Below are 20,119 nucleotides of genomic sequence, written 5' to 3' on the forward strand. Positions count from 1 at the left end.
GCTTTACCGCGTAGTCCGCGTTCAGTATAAACAGTCATTCGGCGAGAAAAAGGATCGTTATCGTGAGGAAACGGATAAGTATATTGTTGTGTCTTATCGCCAGTAGTGCGCTAAATGCGGCCACTGTCAGCAATACAGAAACAGAGTCTCGTCCTAAAGTGGCTGTGGTACTGGCGGGCGGTGGTGCTAAAGGAGCGGCGCATATCGGTGTTCTAAAAGCCTTAGAGGAACTCAAAATTCCTGTCGACATTATTACTGGCACCAGTATGGGTGCTTATGTCGGTGGTTTGTATGCGACAGGAATGAGTGCGAGTGAAATTGAGTCGTTTATCGAAACGGTTGATTGGAATAGTGGTTATCGCGACCGAGTTGACCGCAGTCAGCGCAGAGTGCAAGACAAAGAATACGAAGATAGGTATCAGCTGACAACGGACCTAGGACTCGGCTGGGGAGAAATTAAAGGCAAGCGCGGTCTGGTTCAGGGGCAGGGCATGCTTAAGTTATTGCGTGAAACCACTGGGAACCTGCCGCCGTTTGACTCTTTTGACCAACTCGCTATCCAATATCGTTCGGTCGCGACTGACATCATTGCATTGGAACCTGTGATCCTCGACAAAGGCTATTTGATTGATGCCATGATGGCGAGTATGTCTGTGCCAGGCGCGTTACCGCCTTATGAACTTGATGGACGACTGTTGGTCGATGGCGGTGTGACCAACAATATGCCAGTCGATATTGCACTCGAACTTGGCGCAGACATTATTATTGCCGTCGATATTAGTACCGAATACAAAAGTGAAGAGGACTTTAAGACCTTCTTGACAGTGGCCGATCAACTGTCTAACTATTTGGTTCGCAATACCACCAACCACCAAGCAGAGTTATTGAGCGACAAGGATGTACTTTTACGCCCTGACGTTGGGGATATGGAAACGACCGAGTTTGATAGGATGCCGCAAGCGTTCGCGACGGGGTATCAAACGGCGATAGCACATAAAGCTCAGTTAGCCGCCATCAGTCTCTCTTCTGCTCAATATCAAGATTATATTGATGCTAAGGAAGAGGCTCGTCGTCAACTTCGCTATGGGGACGAAATTCGTGTCGAAAACATCATCATTAATAACAACACTCACTACTCACAAAAACTACTAGAAAACCGTTTGGATTTATCACCAGGCAAACAGTACAGCCTAGAACAAGTTGAACAAAGTGTTCAAGATTTATACGCCTTAGATCGCTTCGAATTAGTCACCTATCGCTATGATGTTATTGATGGCCAAGACAGCTTGGTGATTGATGTCGATGAGAAATCTTGGGGACCAAACTACGTTAATTTTCGCTTTTTCCTTGAAGATGACTTTAGCACCGATAGTCAATATTCAATTGGAATGTCGAGCAATTTCACTGATCTCAATAGCCATGGCGCAGAGTTAAGAACGAATTTTGAAATTGGTACTGATAAGCTAATTGAGGCCGAGTTTCACTCGCCTTTTTTTTCCAGTCAAAAAACCTTCACCTCACTGAGGGTCACCTACAGTAATGAGAAGCGAAATGCGCCAATTTCAGGCTTTGATGATACCAGCCTTGAGGCGACAAAAAACTACTTCCCGGTAACATTCAATAAGTGGGAAACGGAATGGGCGCTGGGTTATCAAGATACCTTGTGGCGCCGCTTTAAGATTGGTGCGCGTTATACCGATGGTGAAGGGCAATTCTCGACCCTGCCAAGCCTAGGGGATGTACAATTTAAACGTTTAGGTGCTTTTGCCAATTACCGTGTCGATACACTCGATAACTATAGTCTTCCGCTTAAAGGTTTCTATCTTGACCTTGATTATCTTATCTCACACGATGATAGCGTTGGTTATAGTGCTCTGATTGATGACGTGGGGGAAGATACTGTTTATGAAGTGGGGGCCCAACTGATCGCCGCTCATACCTTTTCGCGCCATACTTTGGTCGCAAATATCGATTTAGGCGTTGTTAAAAGTAAAAAGTCATCACTGCCGATTGATCCACAGGAAATTGGTGGATTTTTGAACCTTTCTGGCATCCCTCGAAATAGCTTGATTGGTCAGAATAAAGTGTTTAGTCGACTGGTTTATCGCTATCGTTGGTTTGACAATGATTTTGGTCTATTTAAGTCCCCTTTCTATGTCGGAGCATCGTTAGAGTATGGTGGCGTATGGTCTGACCCTGATCTCAAAATAGACGAGGCGCCGCTGTATGCCGCTGGCTCATTGTTTGCTGGGGTCGATTCACCGATTGGTCCTGTCATGTTGGGTTATGGTCGGACTGAGCAAAACTTCGATTCGTTTTATCTCATTATTGGTACGACATTCAAATAATCTGCGGTTGTCTCATTTGGTGGTAAATGAACGGATTTTATAAACAAAATCATAGAACTTTAGTCTTAAGTTGCTATGTTGGTCAAAGTGATGAGATTTTAATTTAAGGTTAAATTTGCTATCCTACCGCCCACAGTTTGGCCTCTCTGGCACTGTTTCTCAATCAGCATTGAATGAAAAATACGGCATGGAGAGCCAAGTTTCCAAGGATGTTCACTCCCTATTTTATGAATAACGAGTAATAAAAGGGAGGAACCGCAATGAGAGGAAAAAGTCGTGCTTGAAGCCTACCGTAAACACGTCGAAGAGCGTGCTGCTGAAGGAGTTGTTCCTAAACCACTAGACGCTGAGCAAGTCGTCGGCCTAGTTGAACTTCTCAAAAATCCCCCACAAGGTGAAGAAGCCTTTATTCTTGACCTATTAGAGAACCGAATCCCACCAGGTGTTGATGAAGCCGCTTATGTTAAAGCGGGTTTCTTAACTGCGCTGACAAAAGGTGAAGTGGAATCACCACTGGTCAGTCGTGAAAAAGCTGCTGAATTGCTCGGCACCATGCAAGGTGGTTACAACATTCAACCGCTGGTTAGTCTGCTCGATGATGAGGCGTTAGCGCCTATCGCCGTTAAAGCCTTGTCTCACACTCTACTGATGTTTGATGCATTCTTCGATGTAGAAGAAAAAGCTAAGGCAGGCAATGCCCATGCACAAAAAGTGCTGCAATCTTGGGCTGATGCCGAGTGGTTTACCTCGAAAGAAAAAGTCGCGGAAAAAATTACCGTAAAAGTATTTAAAGTGACCGGTGAAACCAACACCGATGACTTATCTCCAGCACCTGATGCTTGGTCTCGTCCTGATATTCCAGTCCATGCGAGAGCGATGCTTAAGATGGAACGTGAAGGTATCAACCCAGATCAACCAGGTAGTGTTGGTCCAATTAGCCAAATTGAACAGCTGCAAAAAGATGGCATCCCACTGGCTTATGTTGGTGATGTTGTCGGCACGGGCTCTTCACGTAAATCAGCCACCAACTCAGTGCTTTGGTTCATGGGTGATGATATTCCTTATGTACCTAACAAGCGCACAGGCGGTATCTGCCTAGGTGGAAAGATCGCACCAATCTTCTACAACACAATGGAAGACTCAGGTGCATTGCCGATTGAACTGAATGTTCAAGACATGCACATGGGTGATGTTATCGACATTTACCCGTACGAAGGTGTGGTACGTAAAGACGGCGCTGAAATTTCAAGCTTCAAATTGAGCAATGTTCTGCTTGATGAAGTGCGTGCTGGTGGTCGTATCCCTCTGATTATTGGTCGCGGTTTAACTGGTCGCGCTCGTGCCTCTCTGGGATTGGAAGAAACCGATCTGTTTGCCAAACCTACGGATCCTTTAGCTTCTGAAAAAGGTTACACACTGGCGCAGAAAATGGTCGGTAAAGCGTGTGGCGTAGAAGGTGTTCGTGCCGGTCAGTACTGTGAACCTAAGATGACCACAGTTGGTTCTCAAGATACAACTGGCCCTATGACTCGTGATGAACTGAAAGATTTGGCGTGTCTAGGCTTCTCAGCAGACTTAGTGATGCAATCATTCTGTCATACATCGGCTTACCCAAAACCAGTGGATGTTAATACTCACCATACGCTACCTGATTTCATTATGAATCGTGGCGGTGTGTCATTGCGTCCGGGTGATGGTGTTATCCACTCATGGTTAAACCGTATGCTTCTGCCTGACACGGTCGGTACTGGTGGTGACTCACACACTCGTTTCCCTCTCGGTATTTCGTTCCCTGCCGGTTCTGGTTTGGTTGCGTTTGCAGCCGCGACTGGTGTGATGCCACTGGATATGCCAGAGTCAATTCTGGTGCGCTTCAAAGGCAAAATGCAACCAGGTATTACCCTGCGTGACCTGGTTCATGCCATCCCATATTACGGCATTAAGCAAGGCCTGTTAACGGTAGAGAAAGCCGGCAAAATCAATGAATTCTCAGGCCGCGTGCTTGAAATTGAAGGGGTTGAGCATCTAACGGTTGAGCAAGCGTTTGAGCTTTCAGACGCTTCAGCAGAGCGTAGTGCAGCCGGTTGTGCGGTTAAACTGTCTCAAGAGTCCGTTGAAGAGTACCTCAATTCAAACATCACTATGCTTAAGTGGATGATTGCGGAAGGTTACGGTGACCGCCGTACTATCGAACGCCGTATTACCGCAATGCAAGAGTGGTTGGCAAACCCTGAGTTAATGGAAGCGGATAAGGATGCAGAGTACGCGCATGTTATCGAGATTGACCTTGCTGAAATCAATGAGCCAATCCTATGTGCGCCAAACGATCCTGATGATGCGCGTCTGTTGTCAGACGTTCAAGGCACTCAAATTGATGAAGTGTTTATCGGTTCATGTATGACCAATATTGGGCATTTCCGCGCTGCAGGTAAATTGCTCGAGAAGTTCAATGGCCAGCTTGATACTCGTTTGTGGGTCGCCCCACCAACTAAGATGGATCGTGATCAACTCACTGAAGAAGGTTATTACGGCATCTATGGTCGCGCTGGGGTTCGTATCGAAACGCCAGGGTGTTCACTGTGTATGGGTAACCAAGCGCGTGTTGCTGATAAATCGACAGTGATGTCGACCTCAACGCGTAACTTCCCTAACCGTTTAGGTACGGGAGCAAATGTGTACTTGGCCTCAGCTGAACTTTCAGCCGTTGGTGCAATTCTTGGTAAAATCCCAACTAAAGATGAGTACCTTGCTTACATGGAGCAGATTGATGCAACGGCAGCAGATACCTACCGTTACCTCAACTTCCATCGTATGGAGCAGTACACTAAGAAAGCCGACCAAGTGATTTTCCAAGAACCAGCGTAATTTGGTTGTCAACGTCTAACGAAACGCCTACTCATTGAGTAGGCGTTTTTTTATCTCGTGATTTTGTACTTGCTAGCTCTTGGCGATATACTCGCGTCCTATTTTTTTGCAACCCACGAGTAGCACGATGGAATTTGAGTTTATTAGAAATACCTTGATGGGCGAATATTACGTCAAGTCCAGTATGGGGCATGAAATCATCGCTCGTTGGCTGCAAGAAGAAATTGGTAAAGATTGGTGCAAGATTGAGCAAGTTGAGGCGCTGGCTCAACAAGCTAAGTGTGCACCACAGCAAGAGTTCAATCTATATGGCGCTGAAATATCTCTTACTATTCATGGAGATGAAGTGACCGTTCAAGAAAATGTACTCAGCCATGATAGCCAAGTGGAACTTGAAAGTGAGTTTGACTTTTACGATTGCGAAAGTACCGCTTGTTGTGGAATCGAAGACTTTGATGACCTTATCGTACAGTGGAAGACTTTTTTGACCACCCGATAATGCACTTATATGGTGAAGTAAGGCAGGACTGCTTTAAATTTGTGAATAAGGCGCACCTTTTTGGTGCGCCTTATTGGTTTCTGCGCATTGAAAACTTGTTGTTTTTATATAAATCAATAAGTTAAAAAGTTGGCACGTACCTTGGATTATATAGAACAAAAGGATGACAGCTTCAGAGAGGATACGATGAAACTTATAAATGCAATTATCAAACCGTTCAAATTGGATGATGTACGTGAGGCTCTCGCCGATGTTGGTATCGAGGGGATGACGGTGTCGGAAGTTAAAGGTTTTGGCCGTCAAAAAGGCCATACCGAGCTTTACCGTGGAGCGGAGTACCAAGTCGACTTTCTACCGAAAGTGAAATTGGAAATCGCTACACAGGCTGAAAACGTAGACCGCGTTATCGAAGCTATATCAAAGGCGGCCCACACTGGCAAAATTGGTGATGGCAAAATCTTTGTTTACGACCTCAGTCAAGCAGTACGTATTCGTACCGGCGAAATGGACAATGAAGCGCTTTAAGAATTCAAAGGATTGGAGACAATAAAATGGAATTAACAACGACGGTAACAGAATTACGTTACGCACTAGACACTTTTTTCTTTCTCATTTCAGGTGCGTTAGTGATGTGGATGGCAGCCGGTTTCGCAATGTTAGAAGCAGGCTTAGTTCGCTCAAAGAATACCACGGAGATCTTAACCAAAAACGTCTGCTTGTACGCCATTGCTTGTACTATGTACTTGGTTGTGGGTTACAACATCATGTATGTCGATAACGGCTCAGGCGGTTGGCTACCTTCTTTTGGTGCGCTGATTGGCACTCAAGGTGAAGGCGCCGATCACTCACTAGAATCAGACTTCTTCTTCCAGGTCGTGTTCGTTGCGACAGCGATGTCAGTCGTATCGGGTGCGGTTGCTGAGCGTATGAAGCTGTGGTCATTCCTGATTTTCTCTGTGGTACTGACTGGATTTATCTACCCAATGGAAGGCTACTGGACTTGGGGTGGCGGTTTCCTATCGGAAGCAGGCTTTAGTGACTTCGCTGGTTCAGGTATTGTTCATATGGCTGGTGCTGCGGCGGCGTTAGCGGGGGTTATCTTACTTGGTGCTCGTAAAGGCAAATACGGTAAGAATGGCGAAATCTACCCGATTCCTGGTTCTAACATGCCACTGGCGACGTTAGGTACTTTCATCTTGTGGTTCGGTTGGTTTGGTTTTAACGGCGGTTCTCAGTTGATGGTTTCTGACTTCGAAAACGCAACGGCAGTCGGTCAAATCTTCCTTAACACTAATGCAGCGGCAGCCGCTGGTGCGATTGCAGCGTTGTTGGTGTGTAAGACCACCTGGGGCAAAGCTGATTTAACCATGATTTTGAACGGTGCCTTGGCTGGTCTGGTCGCGATTACCGCAGACCCACTATCACCATCACCACTTTATGCTGTCGCGATTGGCTGTGTGTCTGGTGCGCTAGTGGTGTTTAGTATCATCGGTCTAGACAAGCTTAAGATTGACGATCCAGTCGGTGCTATCTCAGTACACGGTGTATGTGGCTTCTTTGGCCTGATGGTTGTGCCACTAAGTAATGGTGATGCTAGCTTTGGTGCTCAGCTTCTCGGCGCAGCAGTTATCTTTGCTTGGGTATTCGGTGCAAGCCTAGTGGTTTGGGCGGTATTGAAAGCAACCATGGGTATCCGTGTTACAGAAGACGAAGAGATGGAAGGTATGGATATGCACGACTGTGGTGTCGGCGCGTACCCTGAGTTTGTTACGGTTAAGTAATTTACTCTAAATGTGACCTAACATTTAGTTACAAAGAAAATTATCAAAAACCTGCTCAAATGAGCAGGTTTTTTTGTTTCACATCATTGTTTTCAAAATCCAGATGAATATAATAACGCAACTGATAGACATTATCATTTCGATATTAAAGGATTGCACCAATGAAAAATCTGCTAACTCTTTCTGCTTTAGTATGTGCGTCAATTGCGCCTACCGCTGCCATCGCTGCAGAAGAAGTGAACGTATACTCTTACCGTCAGCCTTTCCTTGTTGAGCCAATGCTTAACGAATTTACCAAAGAGACCGGCATTAAAGTAAACGTTAAGTTTGCCAAAACAGGTTTAGCTGAAAAGCTAGCTCAAGAGGGTGAATACAGTCCAGCAGATGTGCTTCTAACCGTTGATATCATTCGTCTTGCTGAACTGACTGAAAAAGGTCTAGTTCAAGCCGTTGACAGTGAAGTGCTTGAGAAAAATATCCCAGCACAATACCAAGACACCAACAATGAGTGGTTTGCACTGACTACGCGTACACGTAGCGTTTACTCTTCGCGTGACCGTGTTGGTCGTTTAGGTGCTGATTTTACTTACGCTGATCTCGCCAAACCAGAATTCAAAGGCAAAATCTGTACTCGTAGTGGTAAGCACCCATACAACGTCTCCTTGGTTTCATCGATGATTGCTCACAAAGGTGAAGCTGAAACCAAGCAGTGGCTAGAAGGTGTTAAGGCTAATTTAGCCCGTAAGCCTCAAGGTAATGACCGCGGACAAGTGAAAGCGATCAAAGAAGGTCTATGTGACGTGTCTTTGGGTAATAGCTACTACCTAGGTAAGATGGTTAACGACGCTGAGCAAAAAGCGTGGGCTGACGCGGTATACATTAACTTCCCTAACCAAGAGACCACGGGTACGCACGTTAACATCTCTGGTATGGCAATGGCGAAATACGCACCAAACAAAGACAATGCTGTTAAGTTGATGGAATTCCTATCAAACGATGCTGCGCAAAGCCTATACGCAGAAGTAAACTATGAATACCCAGTTAAAGAGGGTGTTAAGCGTTCTGAGTTGGTTGCGTCTTGGGGTGACTTTAAAGCTGATACTATCTCTCTAGATCAAATCGCTGAACATCACGAAGCGGCCATCAAGCTGCTTGACGAAGTGAAGTTTGATCTGTAATCAAAACTCACAGCTTGAATTGAGATAGCCTCAAGTCGCTCTTTTGCTAGGGTGACTTGAGGTTATTGATTTATACAGGTATAAATACCCTTAATCTATTAAAGGGATATGAGATTTATTTGCAAACGCATTTATGTTTCATACAGCCTCGTTGTATTTAGGCGATGAAAGAAAAAAATTACTTATGGAAAACCAGTAGTGGAGCGTTAGCCCTGCTACTGGTTTTGCCGATCTTAGCCATATTCACTACCGCTGTTGGCGAAACAGATGAGTTGTTTGCTCATTTGCTGTCAACGGTTATGCCGACTTACGCCTTCAATACCGTGGTATTGGTGGCCGGAACCATGTTGTTATCAATGTTACTGGGGATTCCAGCAGCTTGGGTGATGGCGATGTGCCGTGTTCCGGGTGAGCGTGTATTGCAATGGGCTTTGGTGCTGCCATTAGCGATGCCGGCGTACATTATTGGCTATATTTTTACTGACTGGTTTGATTTTGCTGGTCCGATCCAAATCTTATTACGAGATTTAACTGGTTGGAGTGCGGGAGAGTATTGGTTTCCCGACATTCGCACTCTTACTGGCGCGATTATTGTGCTTTCGTTGGTACTTTACCCCTATGTCTACTTGTTATGCCGCGCAGCATTCATGGAGCAAAATATCTCTTTGCTGCAATCCGCGAGGTTACTCAAGTGCTCGCCTTGGGATAGCTTTCGCCGCATCTCATTACCATTAGTGCGTCCTTCGGTGGCGGTCGGGTTGTCTCTAGTTGCTATGGAAACTTTAGGCGATTTCGGAACCGTGAGTTATTTTGCCGTCAACACCTTAACTACGGCGGTTTACGACACTTGGCTCGGCTATTCGAGCTTAACTGCCGCGGCAAAAATTTCAGCCATTATGCTGGTGGTTGTAATCTTATTGCTCAGCAGTGAGCGTTATAGCCGCCGTAAGCAAAAGCTATTTCAAAACCAATTTAGTAGCCGTGAAGATTTTCGCTATGACCTCACTGGTTGGAAAAAGTGGTTGGCCCTCATTTGGTGTTGGGGCTTAGTCTGCGTCGCTTTCTTATTTCCTCTTGGTCAGTTACTGATCTACGCCTATAAATATTTCGCACAAAGCTGGACGGGTGAATTCCGAGCATATGCGTTAAACAGCCTCTATGTTTCGCTGGTCGCAGCAGTGATTGCCGTTTTGGTTGCCATCACTGTCAACTTTTGTCAGCGTTTATCGCCAAGTCGTTATAGTTTAGCCATGATGCGTTTATCATCGATGGGCTATGCAGTGCCTGGTACCGTGTTGGCGATTGGTGTGATGGTTCCCGTGCTGTTTATGGATCATTTAGTCAACGACATCGCTAAAGCGATGCAGTGGAGCAGGCCGGGACTGATTTTCTCAGGTTCAATGTTTGCGCTGATTTTTGCTATGGTAGTGCGTTTTTCAGCGGTCGCGATTGGTAGTATCGAAAGTAGCTTGAGTAAAGTGTCCCCATCACTGGATATGGCGTCGCGCACCATGGGCTGTAATGGCAATCGCATGCTGTGGCGAGTTCATTTCCCCTTAGTGCGTCGTGGTGCCTTGATCGCTGGGTTATTGGTGTTTATTGAATCAATGAAAGAGCTCAATGCTGCCTTGCTTTTGCGTCCATTCAACTTTGAAACGCTCGCGACTTATGTCTACAACTTTGCCTCTGACGAGCATCTTGAACTGGCAGCCTTACCGGCGGTTCTGCTGGTGTTTGTCGGCTTAATTCCGCTAGTTATTGTTAACCGTTCACTGGAGCATTCCCACTAATGAGCTGTGCATTATCGATCAATAATTTGACCTGCAAGTACGATCAACAAACCACGGTGCTTGAGTCGCTCTCATTAGAAGTGGAGCAGGGCGAAATTGTCTGCCTGCTGGGTGCCAGTGGCTGTGGAAAAACCACGCTGTTGAAAGCGATCGCGGGTCTGCTGCCATTAAGTTCTGGCACCATGAGTCTCAACTGCATGTTAATAGATGATGGGGATAACTGGTTACCACCAGAGCAGCGTAATATCGGCATGATTTTTCAAGATTATGCACTTTTTCCTCATTTGACTGTGGCGCAAAACGTTGCTTTTGGCTTGCGTGATATGAGCGCTGAGCAAAAGCTGCAAAAAGTGTCTGAAATGCTAGATTTGGTTCATTTGGCCGGTTTTGAACAGCGTTATCCGCATCAACTCTCAGGTGGTCAGCAGCAACGAGTCGCCATTGCGCGCTCTTTAGCCTACAAACCCGATCTATTGTTACTTGATGAACCGTTTTCCAATATAGACACTCAAGTTCGTCATGAATTGATTGGCGAGATCCGCAAGATTTTTAAAAACCAAGGCGTAACCGCGATCTTTGTCACCCATAGTCGTGAAGAGGCGTTCGCTTTTGCTGACAAAATGGCGGTGATGAACCATGGAGTCATAGAGCAATATGGTTCGGCCAGTGAGCTCTACTATCGCCCTTCTAGTAAATTCGTCGCCGACTTTCTTGGTGGCGGTAGCTACCTTCCGGCGACCCGACTTTCGGCAGGTGAATACCAAACTGAGCTAGGCACGATAGAAGCCAAAGCTCAGCAAACCATCGAGATTGGCCGCCAATGTGAATTACTATTACGTCCCCAACATGTACAGATTGCTGCCGCCGAAGAGAGCAGTGTTACGGTTTTAGAGCAGCATTTTATGGGCGATCATTGTCGTTACGTTATTGATGCGGGTGGCAAACGTCTATTGGCCAGTTCGCCAGAGCCTCTGACGATAGGACAACAAGTGTCGGTCAAAGTCGAAACCCAAGGCGTGCTGGCGTTTTAAGTTGAACGCTTTGGCCAAAGAAGAAAAAGCCCGGCAGTGATGCCGGGCAAGTGTTCTCACCTATAGGGTAGGGTAAAAGAGCGCAGTTATAGTTGCAAAAACGCTTTCACTTGTTGAAGAACACATTCTGCTGTCTCTTTGTCGGCCATCTCTGCAAAAATGCGCAACAAAGGTTCAGTGCCTGAGAAACGAGCAATCACCCATCCGCCATTTTTGAAGTAAACTTTAGCGCCATCTTCATAGCTGACTTTGTCTATTTCAAACTCAAATTCTGGCAACTGTTTCTCTACATAAATACGGTTGTAAAGCGCCTGTTTCTGAGCTGGTTTAAAGGTACAATCGCCTTCTGCAGTATAGGCATAGCCATATCTGGCATAGATCTCATCCAGCAGCTCAGAGAGCTTTTTGCCTGTCACTGAAATCATTTCGACCAATAAACTTGAAGCAAATACGCCATCTTTCCCTTTGATATGACCACGAATGGTTAAACCGCCAGAGCTCTCACCGCCGATTAATGAATCGTCTGCTTCCATTTGTGAGCTGATGTGTTTAAAGCCAACCGGAACCTCGAAGCACTTTTCGCCATGATCGGCCGCGACTTTATCGAGTAGATGTGTGGTCGCGATATTACGTACGACGGAGCCTTTCCAACCCTTGTATTCGAGTAGATAGTAGTAGAGCAAGATCAAAACTTCATTTGGGTGAATGAAATTACCCTTTTCATCGATGATGCCTAAGCGGTCAGCATCGCCGTCAGTACCAATACCGATGTCGTAACCTTCTGCTGCAACTAAGTGCTTGAGACGATAAAGCGTCGCGGCATTGGGTGAGGGCATCAAACCGCCAAAGTCGGGGTTTTTGCCATCATTAATCACATCGACATCACAGCGGCCATTGATCAGTACGGTTTGCAGCGCATTTTTGGCCACGCCAAACATCGGATCGATTAATACGCGAAGGTTGGCTTTTTTGATCGCTTCAATATCAATAAAGTCGATGATGGAGTCGACAAACTCGTTCATAGGGTTGATCACTTCGATCAACTTATCTTCAATAGCTTGCTCAAAGTCGACAGATTTAACTTGGTCTTGAGTTAGCGCTGCGATTTGAGTTTCAATTTTCTCTGTGATGACTTCATCGGCATCGCGTCCACCTTCAATGAACACTTTAACGCCGTTATAATCTGCAGGGTTATGTGAAGCGGTAATACAAGCCGAGTAAGCGCAGCCCATCTCTTTTGCTTTAAACATAACGATCGGTGTTGGGACAAATTTATCGATAAAGCTGACAGTAACGCCATTCGCCGCAAGAACTTCAGCAAACCAACGTCCTGCTTTGTCGGAAAGAAAACGACGGTCATAACCGATAACAAAGCCTTTATCCGCAACTTGTTCGTTGTTGATGATGTTCGCTAAGGATTGCGCCACTAAACGAACATTGTCTTTGGTGAACTCTTCACCAATAAATGCACGCCAGCCGCCTGTTCCAAATTTAATCATATTGATCATCCTTTAATCCAAGTTGCGAGCCTCTAGCGAGGCTCGCGCTTGGTCAATTAACCTAGAACAACGATAACTTCGTTGACGCTGCCTTCAGCTTGAACTGGAACTGCGCCGCTGATGGACTCGCCATTTACAGTGATTGATTTAACGCCCTTGCTAACGGAGCTTGGGTTCTCGACTTTGATGTTGTAGGTCGCACCTAGCCATTGGCGTGATACTTCAAAACCTGGCCAGCTGGTCGGAATACATGGGTCAATCGTTAAGCCATCAAAACCAGTACGCACACCCAAAATGAAGTTTGTAACAGCAAAGTAAGCCCAACCAGAGGTACCCGTTAACCATGGGTGGTTTGCACGACCATGATCTTGGTGATCGCGGCCCATAATGAACTGTACGTATGAGTAAGGTTCAGCAATACGCTTGTCGATGATGTCATTCTGATTGTATGGGTTAAGGGCATCGTAAAACTTCATGGCGCGGTCACCGCGGCCCAATTTAGCTTCTGCAACCCAAGCCCAAGGGTTAGGGTGTGAGAAGATAGCACCGTTCTCTTTGACGCCTTGGTAAACGCGCGTGACGAAGCCGATATCATCGTTTGGTGTCGCGAAAGAAGGCGCATTGAGATGCAGACCATATTCAGAGAACAAGTTTTCATCTACTGCGTCCATCGCTTGTTCACCGCGCTGTTGAGAGACTGCGCCAGAGAGTACCGCGAGCGTATTTGACTCAAGATGAACACGGCCTTCTTCTTGCTGCGCAGTACCAATCTTGTCGCCATTTTTAGTCAGACCACGAATGTACCAACCGCCTTCGTCGTCCCACAGGTGCGTTTCACACGCTTCGCGCACGTTGGCTGCCATTTGTGTGTATTTCTCAACATCGGCATCGCGACCTAGGTACTTAGCTAAATCGATAAACTCTTGTAGTGCCCAGAAATGTAGGAAGGAAACCATCGATGATTCGCCACCACCTAGGTTCAAACAGTCGTTCCAGTCGGCGCGAAGGCCTTTACATATGCCCGTTTGACCCACGTATTCAGCCGAGAAATCAAGCGCAGCTTTCATGTGATCATAAACGCTAGCGTCACCGCCATCAGCGTATGGGATCATCTCATCAAAGAAGCTGTGCTCACCAGTTTCCATCACGTACTTACAAATGGTCGGCACCAACCATAAATGGTCGTCTGAACAAGTATCTTCAATGCCGTGGATCTTGTCTTCGTCTGAAGGAGTCGGTACCACAGTCGGAGACTTTGACGGTTTGACATCGGCTTTTTCTGGATCGAACCAGTCGGGATCAAACAGGTGTAAACCGTAGCCAGCTTTGACCTGACCTCGCAGTAAATCGACTAAGCGTTTGCGTGTCATTGCCGCATTAGAATGTGGTACAGAGATAGCGTCTTGCGCGGTATCGCGGTATCCCAGACCAGTACGGCCACCCACTTCGATAAAGGAAGCAAATCGAGACCAAACCACACAGGTTTCTGCTTGGTAAAGGGTCCACGTATTGATCATGGTGTCGAGGCCTTCATTCGGCGACTTAACTTGGAACTTGGCGCAGCGCTCATCCCAATGAGCTTTAATACCTGCAAACGCTGCATCGACGTTGGCCAAATCTTGGTATTTGGTGCGCAGACGTTCACCATTGCCTTTACCAATACCAAGAATGTAGGCAAAACGCACCTCTTCTCCTGGTTGGATAGTGAACTGTTTGTGCAGTGAACCACAATGGTTGTAACAAGTTTGCGCACTGTTGAAGCACTGGCCTTGTTCAACGGCGATAGGGTTAGCTTCATCGCGGTAGAGACCGAGGAAACTATCGCGCTGACCGTCATATGAATCTGGGTCAAATGTTGATGCTAGGTAGTAGAAACCTTCGAAATCATTGGTGTTGTAATACAAGTCGTATTCAATCACCCCTTGGCGGTATGAAGTCCCCGCAGAGTAGAGCGACATCTGGTGATTTTGATTGTCTGACTGAATATGACTAAATGAGAATTCAACGAAGGAGAAAGCGCTAATCGTACGCGGTTTATCTGATGTGTTTTTGATCACCACATCCCAAATTTCTGCGTCTTCACCTTTAGGGACAAACAGGGTCTTGGTCGCTTCAATGCCGTTGTAGTCACACTTAAATTTAGAGTAAGACAAGCCATGACGGACTTCGTAGCTGGCTTCATCGAGACTTTTTGCCACCGGCTGCCATGAAATAGACCAGTAATCACCACTTTGGTCATCACGCAGGTAAACGTAATGGCCTGGGCGGTCAAACGTCGCATTAGGGCGAAATTTGGTGACTCGGTTATATTCTGGTGAATTATAGAAAGAATAACCGCCAGCATTGTGTGAGATAACCGTGCAAAACTTCTCGGTACCCAAGTAGTTGGTCCATGGCGCAGGGACATCAGGACGTGTGATGACGTATTCACGATTGTCGTTATCGAAATAGCCGTATTTCATGTTAATTTCCTTTTTACCAAGCTACCACTTTGGTAGCCAAAACGTTTAAAGCTAGTGAAAACGGCGAATGATGGTCATTCGCGGTGATGGTTATTTCCAAGGTGGTCGATATTCAATCTTTTGTTTATCGAGCAGCGGCAAGTGACCTTTTAACCGCGCCAGATAGTCGAGCCAGTTGCGTTGTGATTTTTCTGTCCAACAAGCTTCCGCTAATGCGGTTAATCGAGGGAAAATCATGTAGTCGAGGCGTGACTGGTGAGTGACAATCTCACTCCACAGCGCGCACTGAATACCTAAAATACGTTTACGAATAGGGTCGTTGTCGGGGACTTGCGCTAAAGGCTCATAGCGGTAAGCATTTTCAAGTGGAATCACTGCCGCCCAATCAACGCCTGGCTCTTCAGGTCTGTAGTCTTGCGTCATATCGAGATAGGTTGATTGGCCAGGTTGTAAGACCACGTCAAAACCTTGCTTGGCGCAGTTGAGGGCCGCCTCTTCGCTCAACCAAGAGTAGATAACGGTATCCTTACTGACTTTGTTACCATGCTGTGCTTCTTCCCAACCGACCATGCGTTTGCCTAAAGAACGAAGCTTCTTCTCTGCATAGCGCAGCAGGTGACCTTGCAAATCTTTAGCGCAGCGGTAGCCGTGCTGTTGCATCAATTGCTGACAAGCTGGGCTTTCTAACCAAACACCATCGGGCACTTCATCAGCACCGATGTGTATCCAAGGGGAAGGGAACAGATCTGCGACCTCTTCAAGTACCTTGTCTAAAAACTGATAGGTGCCGGGTAGCGCCGGAGAAAGAACATTATCGTTGTAATGTTGAATGCTGCGATATTGAGAGGAATCTTGTGGGTCGACAAGCAGATCAGGCAGCGATTTGAGCGCCGCGCGGCAGTGACCTGGGATGTCGATCTCAGGAATAATGTTAATCCCACGCTGTTTCGCGTATTCAATCACCTCGATAACCTCTTGCTGCGTGTAATAGCCGCCGTAGGTATGCGCGAGACTACTAAACTGAGGCTCAAGTGGATGATTAGCCCCACGATAGGCGCCACATTCAGTCAGTTGTGGAAAGGCTTTGATTTCGAGTCGCCAGCCTTCGTCATCGGTAAGGTGCCAATGGAAGGTATTAAATTTGTAGTGTGCTAATTGGTTGATTAAACGCTTAACCATGTCGATCGAATGGAAATGACGGGCGCAGTCGAGCATCATACCGCGGTACTTAAAGCGTGGTTTATCGCAAATTTTTACATAAGGTAGGGTGAGTGTACTGAGGTCCTCATCATGATCGATAAGCTGCAATAAAGTTGCGCTGGCATGAACAAACCCTGAGCGTGATCCCGCCTCAAGCCGTACGCCAGAACCAGTAATACTGATTTGGTATTCACCCTCGTCTAAGGTTGGGTTGTTACGATAGATGATGTCACTTTGACCGACCGTTTGGGCGCGAAACTGATAGAGGCGTTCGATCTCTTGTTGTAACCACGTCGCGGCATGCTCGGCCAGTGAAGCTTGGAGCGTGATTTGGCTCGAAGTGGTTAAGTGAAACTTGCCATCAAGCAGTTCGATTCGGTTTGGCATGGGGATCACCGCGAGCGCCGCAGGCTCAACGGAGGGCAGTTCGCTTTTTTCACGATAGGGTGAGGCCAGCATTATCGGCGTTAACGTCACCGTGTGCTGAGTCGCACCGCCATCAGCAATGATCAGCGCGTCTTTTAATCCATCGGTGTAAAAGCGCAGCGGCGCCGTGTTAATACTAAATTCGCAATAATAGTGTTGATTGGCAGGCAGCACTGTACGGTCAGGCGTTAGACAACAGAAACTGCCAGTCTGTTTGATAGCGCCGTGAGTAAAACTGTCGGGCTGAATAAATCGGTCGATAATGAACTGGAGGTGCCAGTCTGTGAGATCTTGGTCGCTGAGATTGTGCAGCGTCAAACCAAAGCGGCAAAAATGCTTTTTCTCGGCAAGTACGGCAAGTTCGACTCGATAGCTCATATTCGTATTCCTTAATACAAATTGTGTTCAGGCTTGCCAGCAAACATTAAGGCGCCTTCAATAGCGTCATACTGCGGCTCAACAATCCAAGCTTGAACAGGAGGCGATAACCAAGCTTTGATGCGCTCGGCGATACTGCCCATTAAACAGATACGCGTCGCCCCTTGGCGATTGAGCGCAACGAGAAACATTTCAATATCGGCAGCGGTGTGCTTGAGCATGGCAATGGCGAGAGTGTCACCTTGAGCTGCGTGTTGAAAAATAGCCGGTGAAAATTGGCCATAATCGCGCGGTAGTGCGTGTTTAGACCAACTAACAATTTGGTCGATGTCATGGTTGAAGTGTTGCATTACGTGCTCTGTGAGCGGTGTTACTTGACCAATTCCGTCTTGAACCAACAGCACCTGTTGAATCAAGCGCAGTCCCATGACAGCGCCGCCGCCTTGATCGGAAATAGGAAATTCGCGTCCGCCAACAACGTGTTGTTGCCCATCTGCGAGATAGATACCACACGATCCGGTGCCGGCGATCATAATCGCGCCTTCATCGCCTTGGTGTGCACCCACACAGGCGCCATAAGCATCGGTATTAAGGACTATCGAAGCGAAAGGGTGCGCGACTTGCATAAATTCAAACCACGCGTTTTTTTGCTCTGCGCCAGCAAGTGCAAGCCCTACATCCATGTCGGCAAAAGCTGACGCACTTAAACCGCCTTGAGCGGCGGCTTGCGTAATCGCGTCAACAATCGATGTCATGGCTGTTTCGACACCGAGTAATATATTGGCGCTGCCGCTTTTGCCTTCACCAATTAATTGACCATGTTGATCTCGAATCCGAGCACGGCAAGAGGTGCCACCACCGTCAATTCCGACTAGATACTGGCTCATGATTGACAGCCCTTAAAGTAGTGGTACTGATGAGAAATGGCGAGTAAGTACCATGCGCCGTGAGGAATCCACTGCTCTCCCCAGCGCCAGTTTTGCAACATGTCCTCTTTTTGTGGTTCAGGATTGAAAGCGATATCTTGCTCATCCTCAAACCCACCAGTGATACCGTTACACACGCCGCCTTTTGAGTTGAAAAAACCCAGCTGAGGCAAGTAATCTGGGTTGTTATGCCCGTGGCCGTCGAGCATGCACATATGGTACGGATTAAGGCCAACAATCCAGTTAAGGCTGTTTTGGCTAAACTTGAGTAAGCGTTGCTGCGTGTCGGTTTGTTGAAGATAAGGTAAGGCACAAAAGGCCATGGCACTAAGAGAGCCTAAACGGGCATTTTCACCTTGCCACCAGTAGCCAGATTCATTGTTATGCGCAACGAAGTAGGCGTCGCGCTTGGCTTCAGTTAGCCCTTTAACATATTGACGTGGGTAACCAAATGGGTTGGCCACTTGGGTGGTAATGCTGAGTTCAAACTCGACGGCGCGAGCAATGGTCTGTTTTGCCACCGCCGCTTTATCGCTATCTGTTTCGATCTTTAAGTATTGGCATAGCGCAATCACCGGCAGGCCTGCTTCTGCAGCGTGATAGTAAGGTCGGCTGCCATCGTGATTGGCTGACCAAAAATGCGTTTGTTGTTCATCGCTGCATTGACGTAGCTGGAGGCGTTCGCTCCAGTAACGACTCTCTGCTAAATAGTCGTCGTTGCGGGTGGTTCGATATAACTCGACCGCTGCAAGCAGTGCGCAATATTCATCGATAATGTTCTCTTGACCATCATCAAGATAATCAAGATTGTGCTGTTTGAGATGCCAGTATCCGGTTTGGGCTGCATTGAGGTAGTCGGTCTGAGTATATTGTCCGCTTTCATCAAGGCGCGCTGCGGCGGCAAGGGCTGCAATTGCCATCCCGCCACCTTGGCGAAACCCAGCTTGATAGTCGGCTGTTTTATCACCTTGTTGGGTTTGATAGGCGCAAATTTCACGTTGGTTGATATCTTTTGACCACTTATCAAACACCGTCATGTAGAAAAAGCCAGCTTGGTTTTGCATTCGGACTAAAAAGTCGGCGCCAAACAGCGCTTCTTCGATTAAACGCACGTGAGTGAAAGCCGCGACATCTGCGCTTTGGGCTAATAGCTCAAGTGCAGAAAGCATGTTCCAAACCACCATCGGAGTCTGCTGTGGGTTGAGATAATTGGCGTATGAGAGATGGCTGAGATACTTACTGATATCACCGGAGGCGTCATACCAGCCGCCATGGACATCGACCTGTTCGTCACTGCCCAATAAAGGAATATGATGATCTTGTTTGTCAAAACGGCCACCACAACGCTGTGATTTAAAGTAGTGCAACACGTCGGAAAAAGTGTTGTTAAACAACAGCCCAGTTACGAGCGAGAAAATCTCTGAGCGGAGGTTGTCTACCTTAAGGTAGTAGTTACCCGTTTGTTCAAAGTGCGAGAAATCAATGCGAAAAAAATACCCTTGGTGCCAATGTGCAACCTTAGTGCCTTTCTCTATGGCAAAAGTCGCGACAGTTTGATGGCTATCGGCACAGACTAACAGTGCAGTGGTAGAAGATAGACGCGCTTTACGAGTCATCAAAACAGCCTGCTTTGGCCCAAGGGGTTCATAACCAATATGGTTAGTAAGTAGCAGCATTAAACTCTCCGAAACATTTATTCATTATTGTTATTGAGCCAAGAGCGCACTCTTGGCTCT

The 20,119-nt window shown here is 46.9% G+C and carries 13 protein-coding genes; 8 read left to right on the plus strand and 5 right to left on the minus strand.

The window, feature by feature from the left end:
• The first annotated feature begins 62 nt into the window (after positions 1 to 62).
• The 8 genes from BS19_RS05465 to BS19_RS05500 all read left to right on the plus strand — a co-directional run bounded on the left by BS19_RS05465 (position 63) and on the right by BS19_RS05500 (position 11,492).
• On the plus strand, positions 63 to 2,348 hold the full coding sequence (locus BS19_RS05465) for a patatin-like phospholipase family protein (protein WP_038173862.1): 2,286 nt from the start codon (positions 63 to 65) through the stop codon (positions 2,346 to 2,348).
• Positions 2,349 to 2,624: 276 nt separating this feature from the next.
• Positions 2,625 to 5,213 (plus strand): bifunctional aconitate hydratase 2/2-methylisocitrate dehydratase, encoded by a 2,589-nt coding sequence (gene acnB / locus BS19_RS05470; protein ID WP_038173863.1) that lies wholly within the window; start codon positions 2,625 to 2,627, stop codon positions 5,211 to 5,213.
• A gap of 127 nt (positions 5,214 to 5,340) precedes the next feature.
• Positions 5,341 to 5,712: a YacL family protein gene (locus tag BS19_RS05475; RefSeq protein ID WP_038173865.1), complete on the plus strand. Its 372-nt coding sequence runs from the start codon at positions 5,341 to 5,343 to the stop codon at positions 5,710 to 5,712.
• 186 nt (positions 5,713 to 5,898) lie between these two features.
• A complete protein-coding gene (gene glnK / locus BS19_RS05480; RefSeq protein ID WP_038173867.1) occupies positions 5,899 to 6,237 on the plus strand; it encodes a P-II family nitrogen regulator in 339 nt (112 codons plus the stop codon).
• A 26-nt stretch (positions 6,238 to 6,263) separates the two neighbouring features.
• Complete coding sequence (locus BS19_RS05485) at positions 6,264 to 7,493, plus strand: ammonium transporter (protein ID WP_038173868.1); 1,230 nt, start codon at positions 6,264 to 6,266, stop codon at positions 7,491 to 7,493.
• A 161-nt stretch (positions 7,494 to 7,654) separates the two neighbouring features.
• Positions 7,655 to 8,671, plus strand: coding sequence for a Fe(3+) ABC transporter substrate-binding protein (locus BS19_RS05490; RefSeq protein WP_038173869.1), 1,017 nt, complete (start codon positions 7,655 to 7,657; stop codon positions 8,669 to 8,671).
• A 164-nt stretch (positions 8,672 to 8,835) separates the two neighbouring features.
• Positions 8,836 to 10,461 carry an ABC transporter permease gene (locus tag BS19_RS05495; RefSeq protein WP_038173870.1) on the plus strand — a complete coding sequence of 542 codons (1,626 nt, stop codon included), beginning with the start codon at positions 8,836 to 8,838 and terminating at the stop codon, positions 10,459 to 10,461.
• Positions 10,461 to 11,492, plus strand: coding sequence for an ABC transporter ATP-binding protein (locus BS19_RS05500; protein WP_038173871.1), 1,032 nt, complete (start codon positions 10,461 to 10,463; stop codon positions 11,490 to 11,492). Before BS19_RS05495 ends, BS19_RS05500 begins: the two co-directional genes overlap by 1 nt.
• 86 nt (positions 11,493 to 11,578) lie before the next feature.
• Here the strand turns inward: BS19_RS05500 and BS19_RS05505 are convergent, their stop codons facing one another.
• The 5 genes from BS19_RS05505 to BS19_RS05525 all read right to left on the minus strand — a co-directional run bounded on the left by BS19_RS05505 (position 11,579) and on the right by BS19_RS05525 (position 20,059).
• The gene (locus BS19_RS05505; RefSeq protein ID WP_038173983.1) at positions 11,579 to 12,991 is read right to left on the minus strand and encodes a phosphoglucomutase/phosphomannomutase family protein; all 1,413 of its coding nucleotides are present in this window, start codon (positions 12,989 to 12,991) and stop codon (positions 11,579 to 11,581) included.
• A 56-nt stretch (positions 12,992 to 13,047) separates the two neighbouring features.
• Positions 13,048 to 15,453 (minus strand): glycoside hydrolase family 94 protein, encoded by a 2,406-nt coding sequence (locus BS19_RS05510; RefSeq protein ID WP_038173872.1) that lies wholly within the window; start codon positions 15,451 to 15,453, stop codon positions 13,048 to 13,050.
• 90 nt (positions 15,454 to 15,543) lie between these two features.
• Positions 15,544 to 17,457, minus strand: a complete 1,914-nt coding sequence (locus tag BS19_RS05515; RefSeq protein WP_038173873.1) for a beta-N-acetylhexosaminidase — start codon at positions 17,455 to 17,457, stop codon at positions 15,544 to 15,546.
• Between the two features lie 11 nt (positions 17,458 to 17,468).
• On the minus strand, positions 17,469 to 18,344 hold the full coding sequence (locus BS19_RS05520) for a glucosamine kinase nucleotide-binding domain-containing protein (protein WP_038173874.1): 876 nt from the start codon (positions 18,342 to 18,344) through the stop codon (positions 17,469 to 17,471).
• On the minus strand, positions 18,341 to 20,059 hold the full coding sequence (locus BS19_RS05525) for a glycoside hydrolase family 9 protein (protein WP_038173875.1): 1,719 nt from the start codon (positions 20,057 to 20,059) through the stop codon (positions 18,341 to 18,343). The genes BS19_RS05520 and BS19_RS05525 overlap by 4 nt, the downstream gene beginning before the upstream one ends.
• Between the last annotated feature and the right edge of the window lie 60 nt (positions 20,060 to 20,119).

It is taken from the genome of Vibrio pacinii DSM 19139 (assembly GCF_000711795.1).
GTDB classification, from domain to species: Bacteria; Pseudomonadota; Gammaproteobacteria; order Enterobacterales; family Vibrionaceae; genus Vibrio; species Vibrio pacinii.

Coding starts and splice junctions, on each gene's coding strand:
- BS19_RS05475 (WP_038173865.1), top strand. CDS start 5,341: ATGGAATTTGAGTTTATTAGAAATACCTTGATGGGCGAATATTACGTC.
- glnK (WP_038173867.1), top strand. CDS start 5,899: ATGAAACTTATAAATGCAATTATCAAACCGTTCAAATTGGATGATGTA.
- BS19_RS05485 (WP_038173868.1), top strand. CDS start 6,264: ATGGAATTAACAACGACGGTAACAGAATTACGTTACGCACTAGACACT.
- BS19_RS05490 (WP_038173869.1), top strand. CDS start 7,655: ATGAAAAATCTGCTAACTCTTTCTGCTTTAGTATGTGCGTCAATTGCG.
- BS19_RS05495 (WP_038173870.1), top strand. CDS start 8,836: ATGAAAGAAAAAAATTACTTATGGAAAACCAGTAGTGGAGCGTTAGCC.
- BS19_RS05500 (WP_038173871.1), top strand. CDS start 10,461: ATGAGCTGTGCATTATCGATCAATAATTTGACCTGCAAGTACGATCAA.
- BS19_RS05505 (WP_038173983.1), bottom strand. CDS start 12,991: ATGATTAAATTTGGAACAGGCGGCTGGCGTGCATTTATTGGTGAAGAG.
- BS19_RS05510 (WP_038173872.1), bottom strand. CDS start 15,453: ATGAAATACGGCTATTTCGATAACGACAATCGTGAATACGTCATCACA.
- BS19_RS05515 (WP_038173873.1), bottom strand. CDS start 17,457: ATGAGCTATCGAGTCGAACTTGCCGTACTTGCCGAGAAAAAGCATTTT.
- BS19_RS05520 (WP_038173874.1), bottom strand. CDS start 18,344: ATGAGCCAGTATCTAGTCGGAATTGACGGTGGTGGCACCTCTTGCCGT.
- BS19_RS05525 (WP_038173875.1), bottom strand. CDS start 20,059: ATGCTGCTACTTACTAACCATATTGGTTATGAACCCCTTGGGCCAAAG.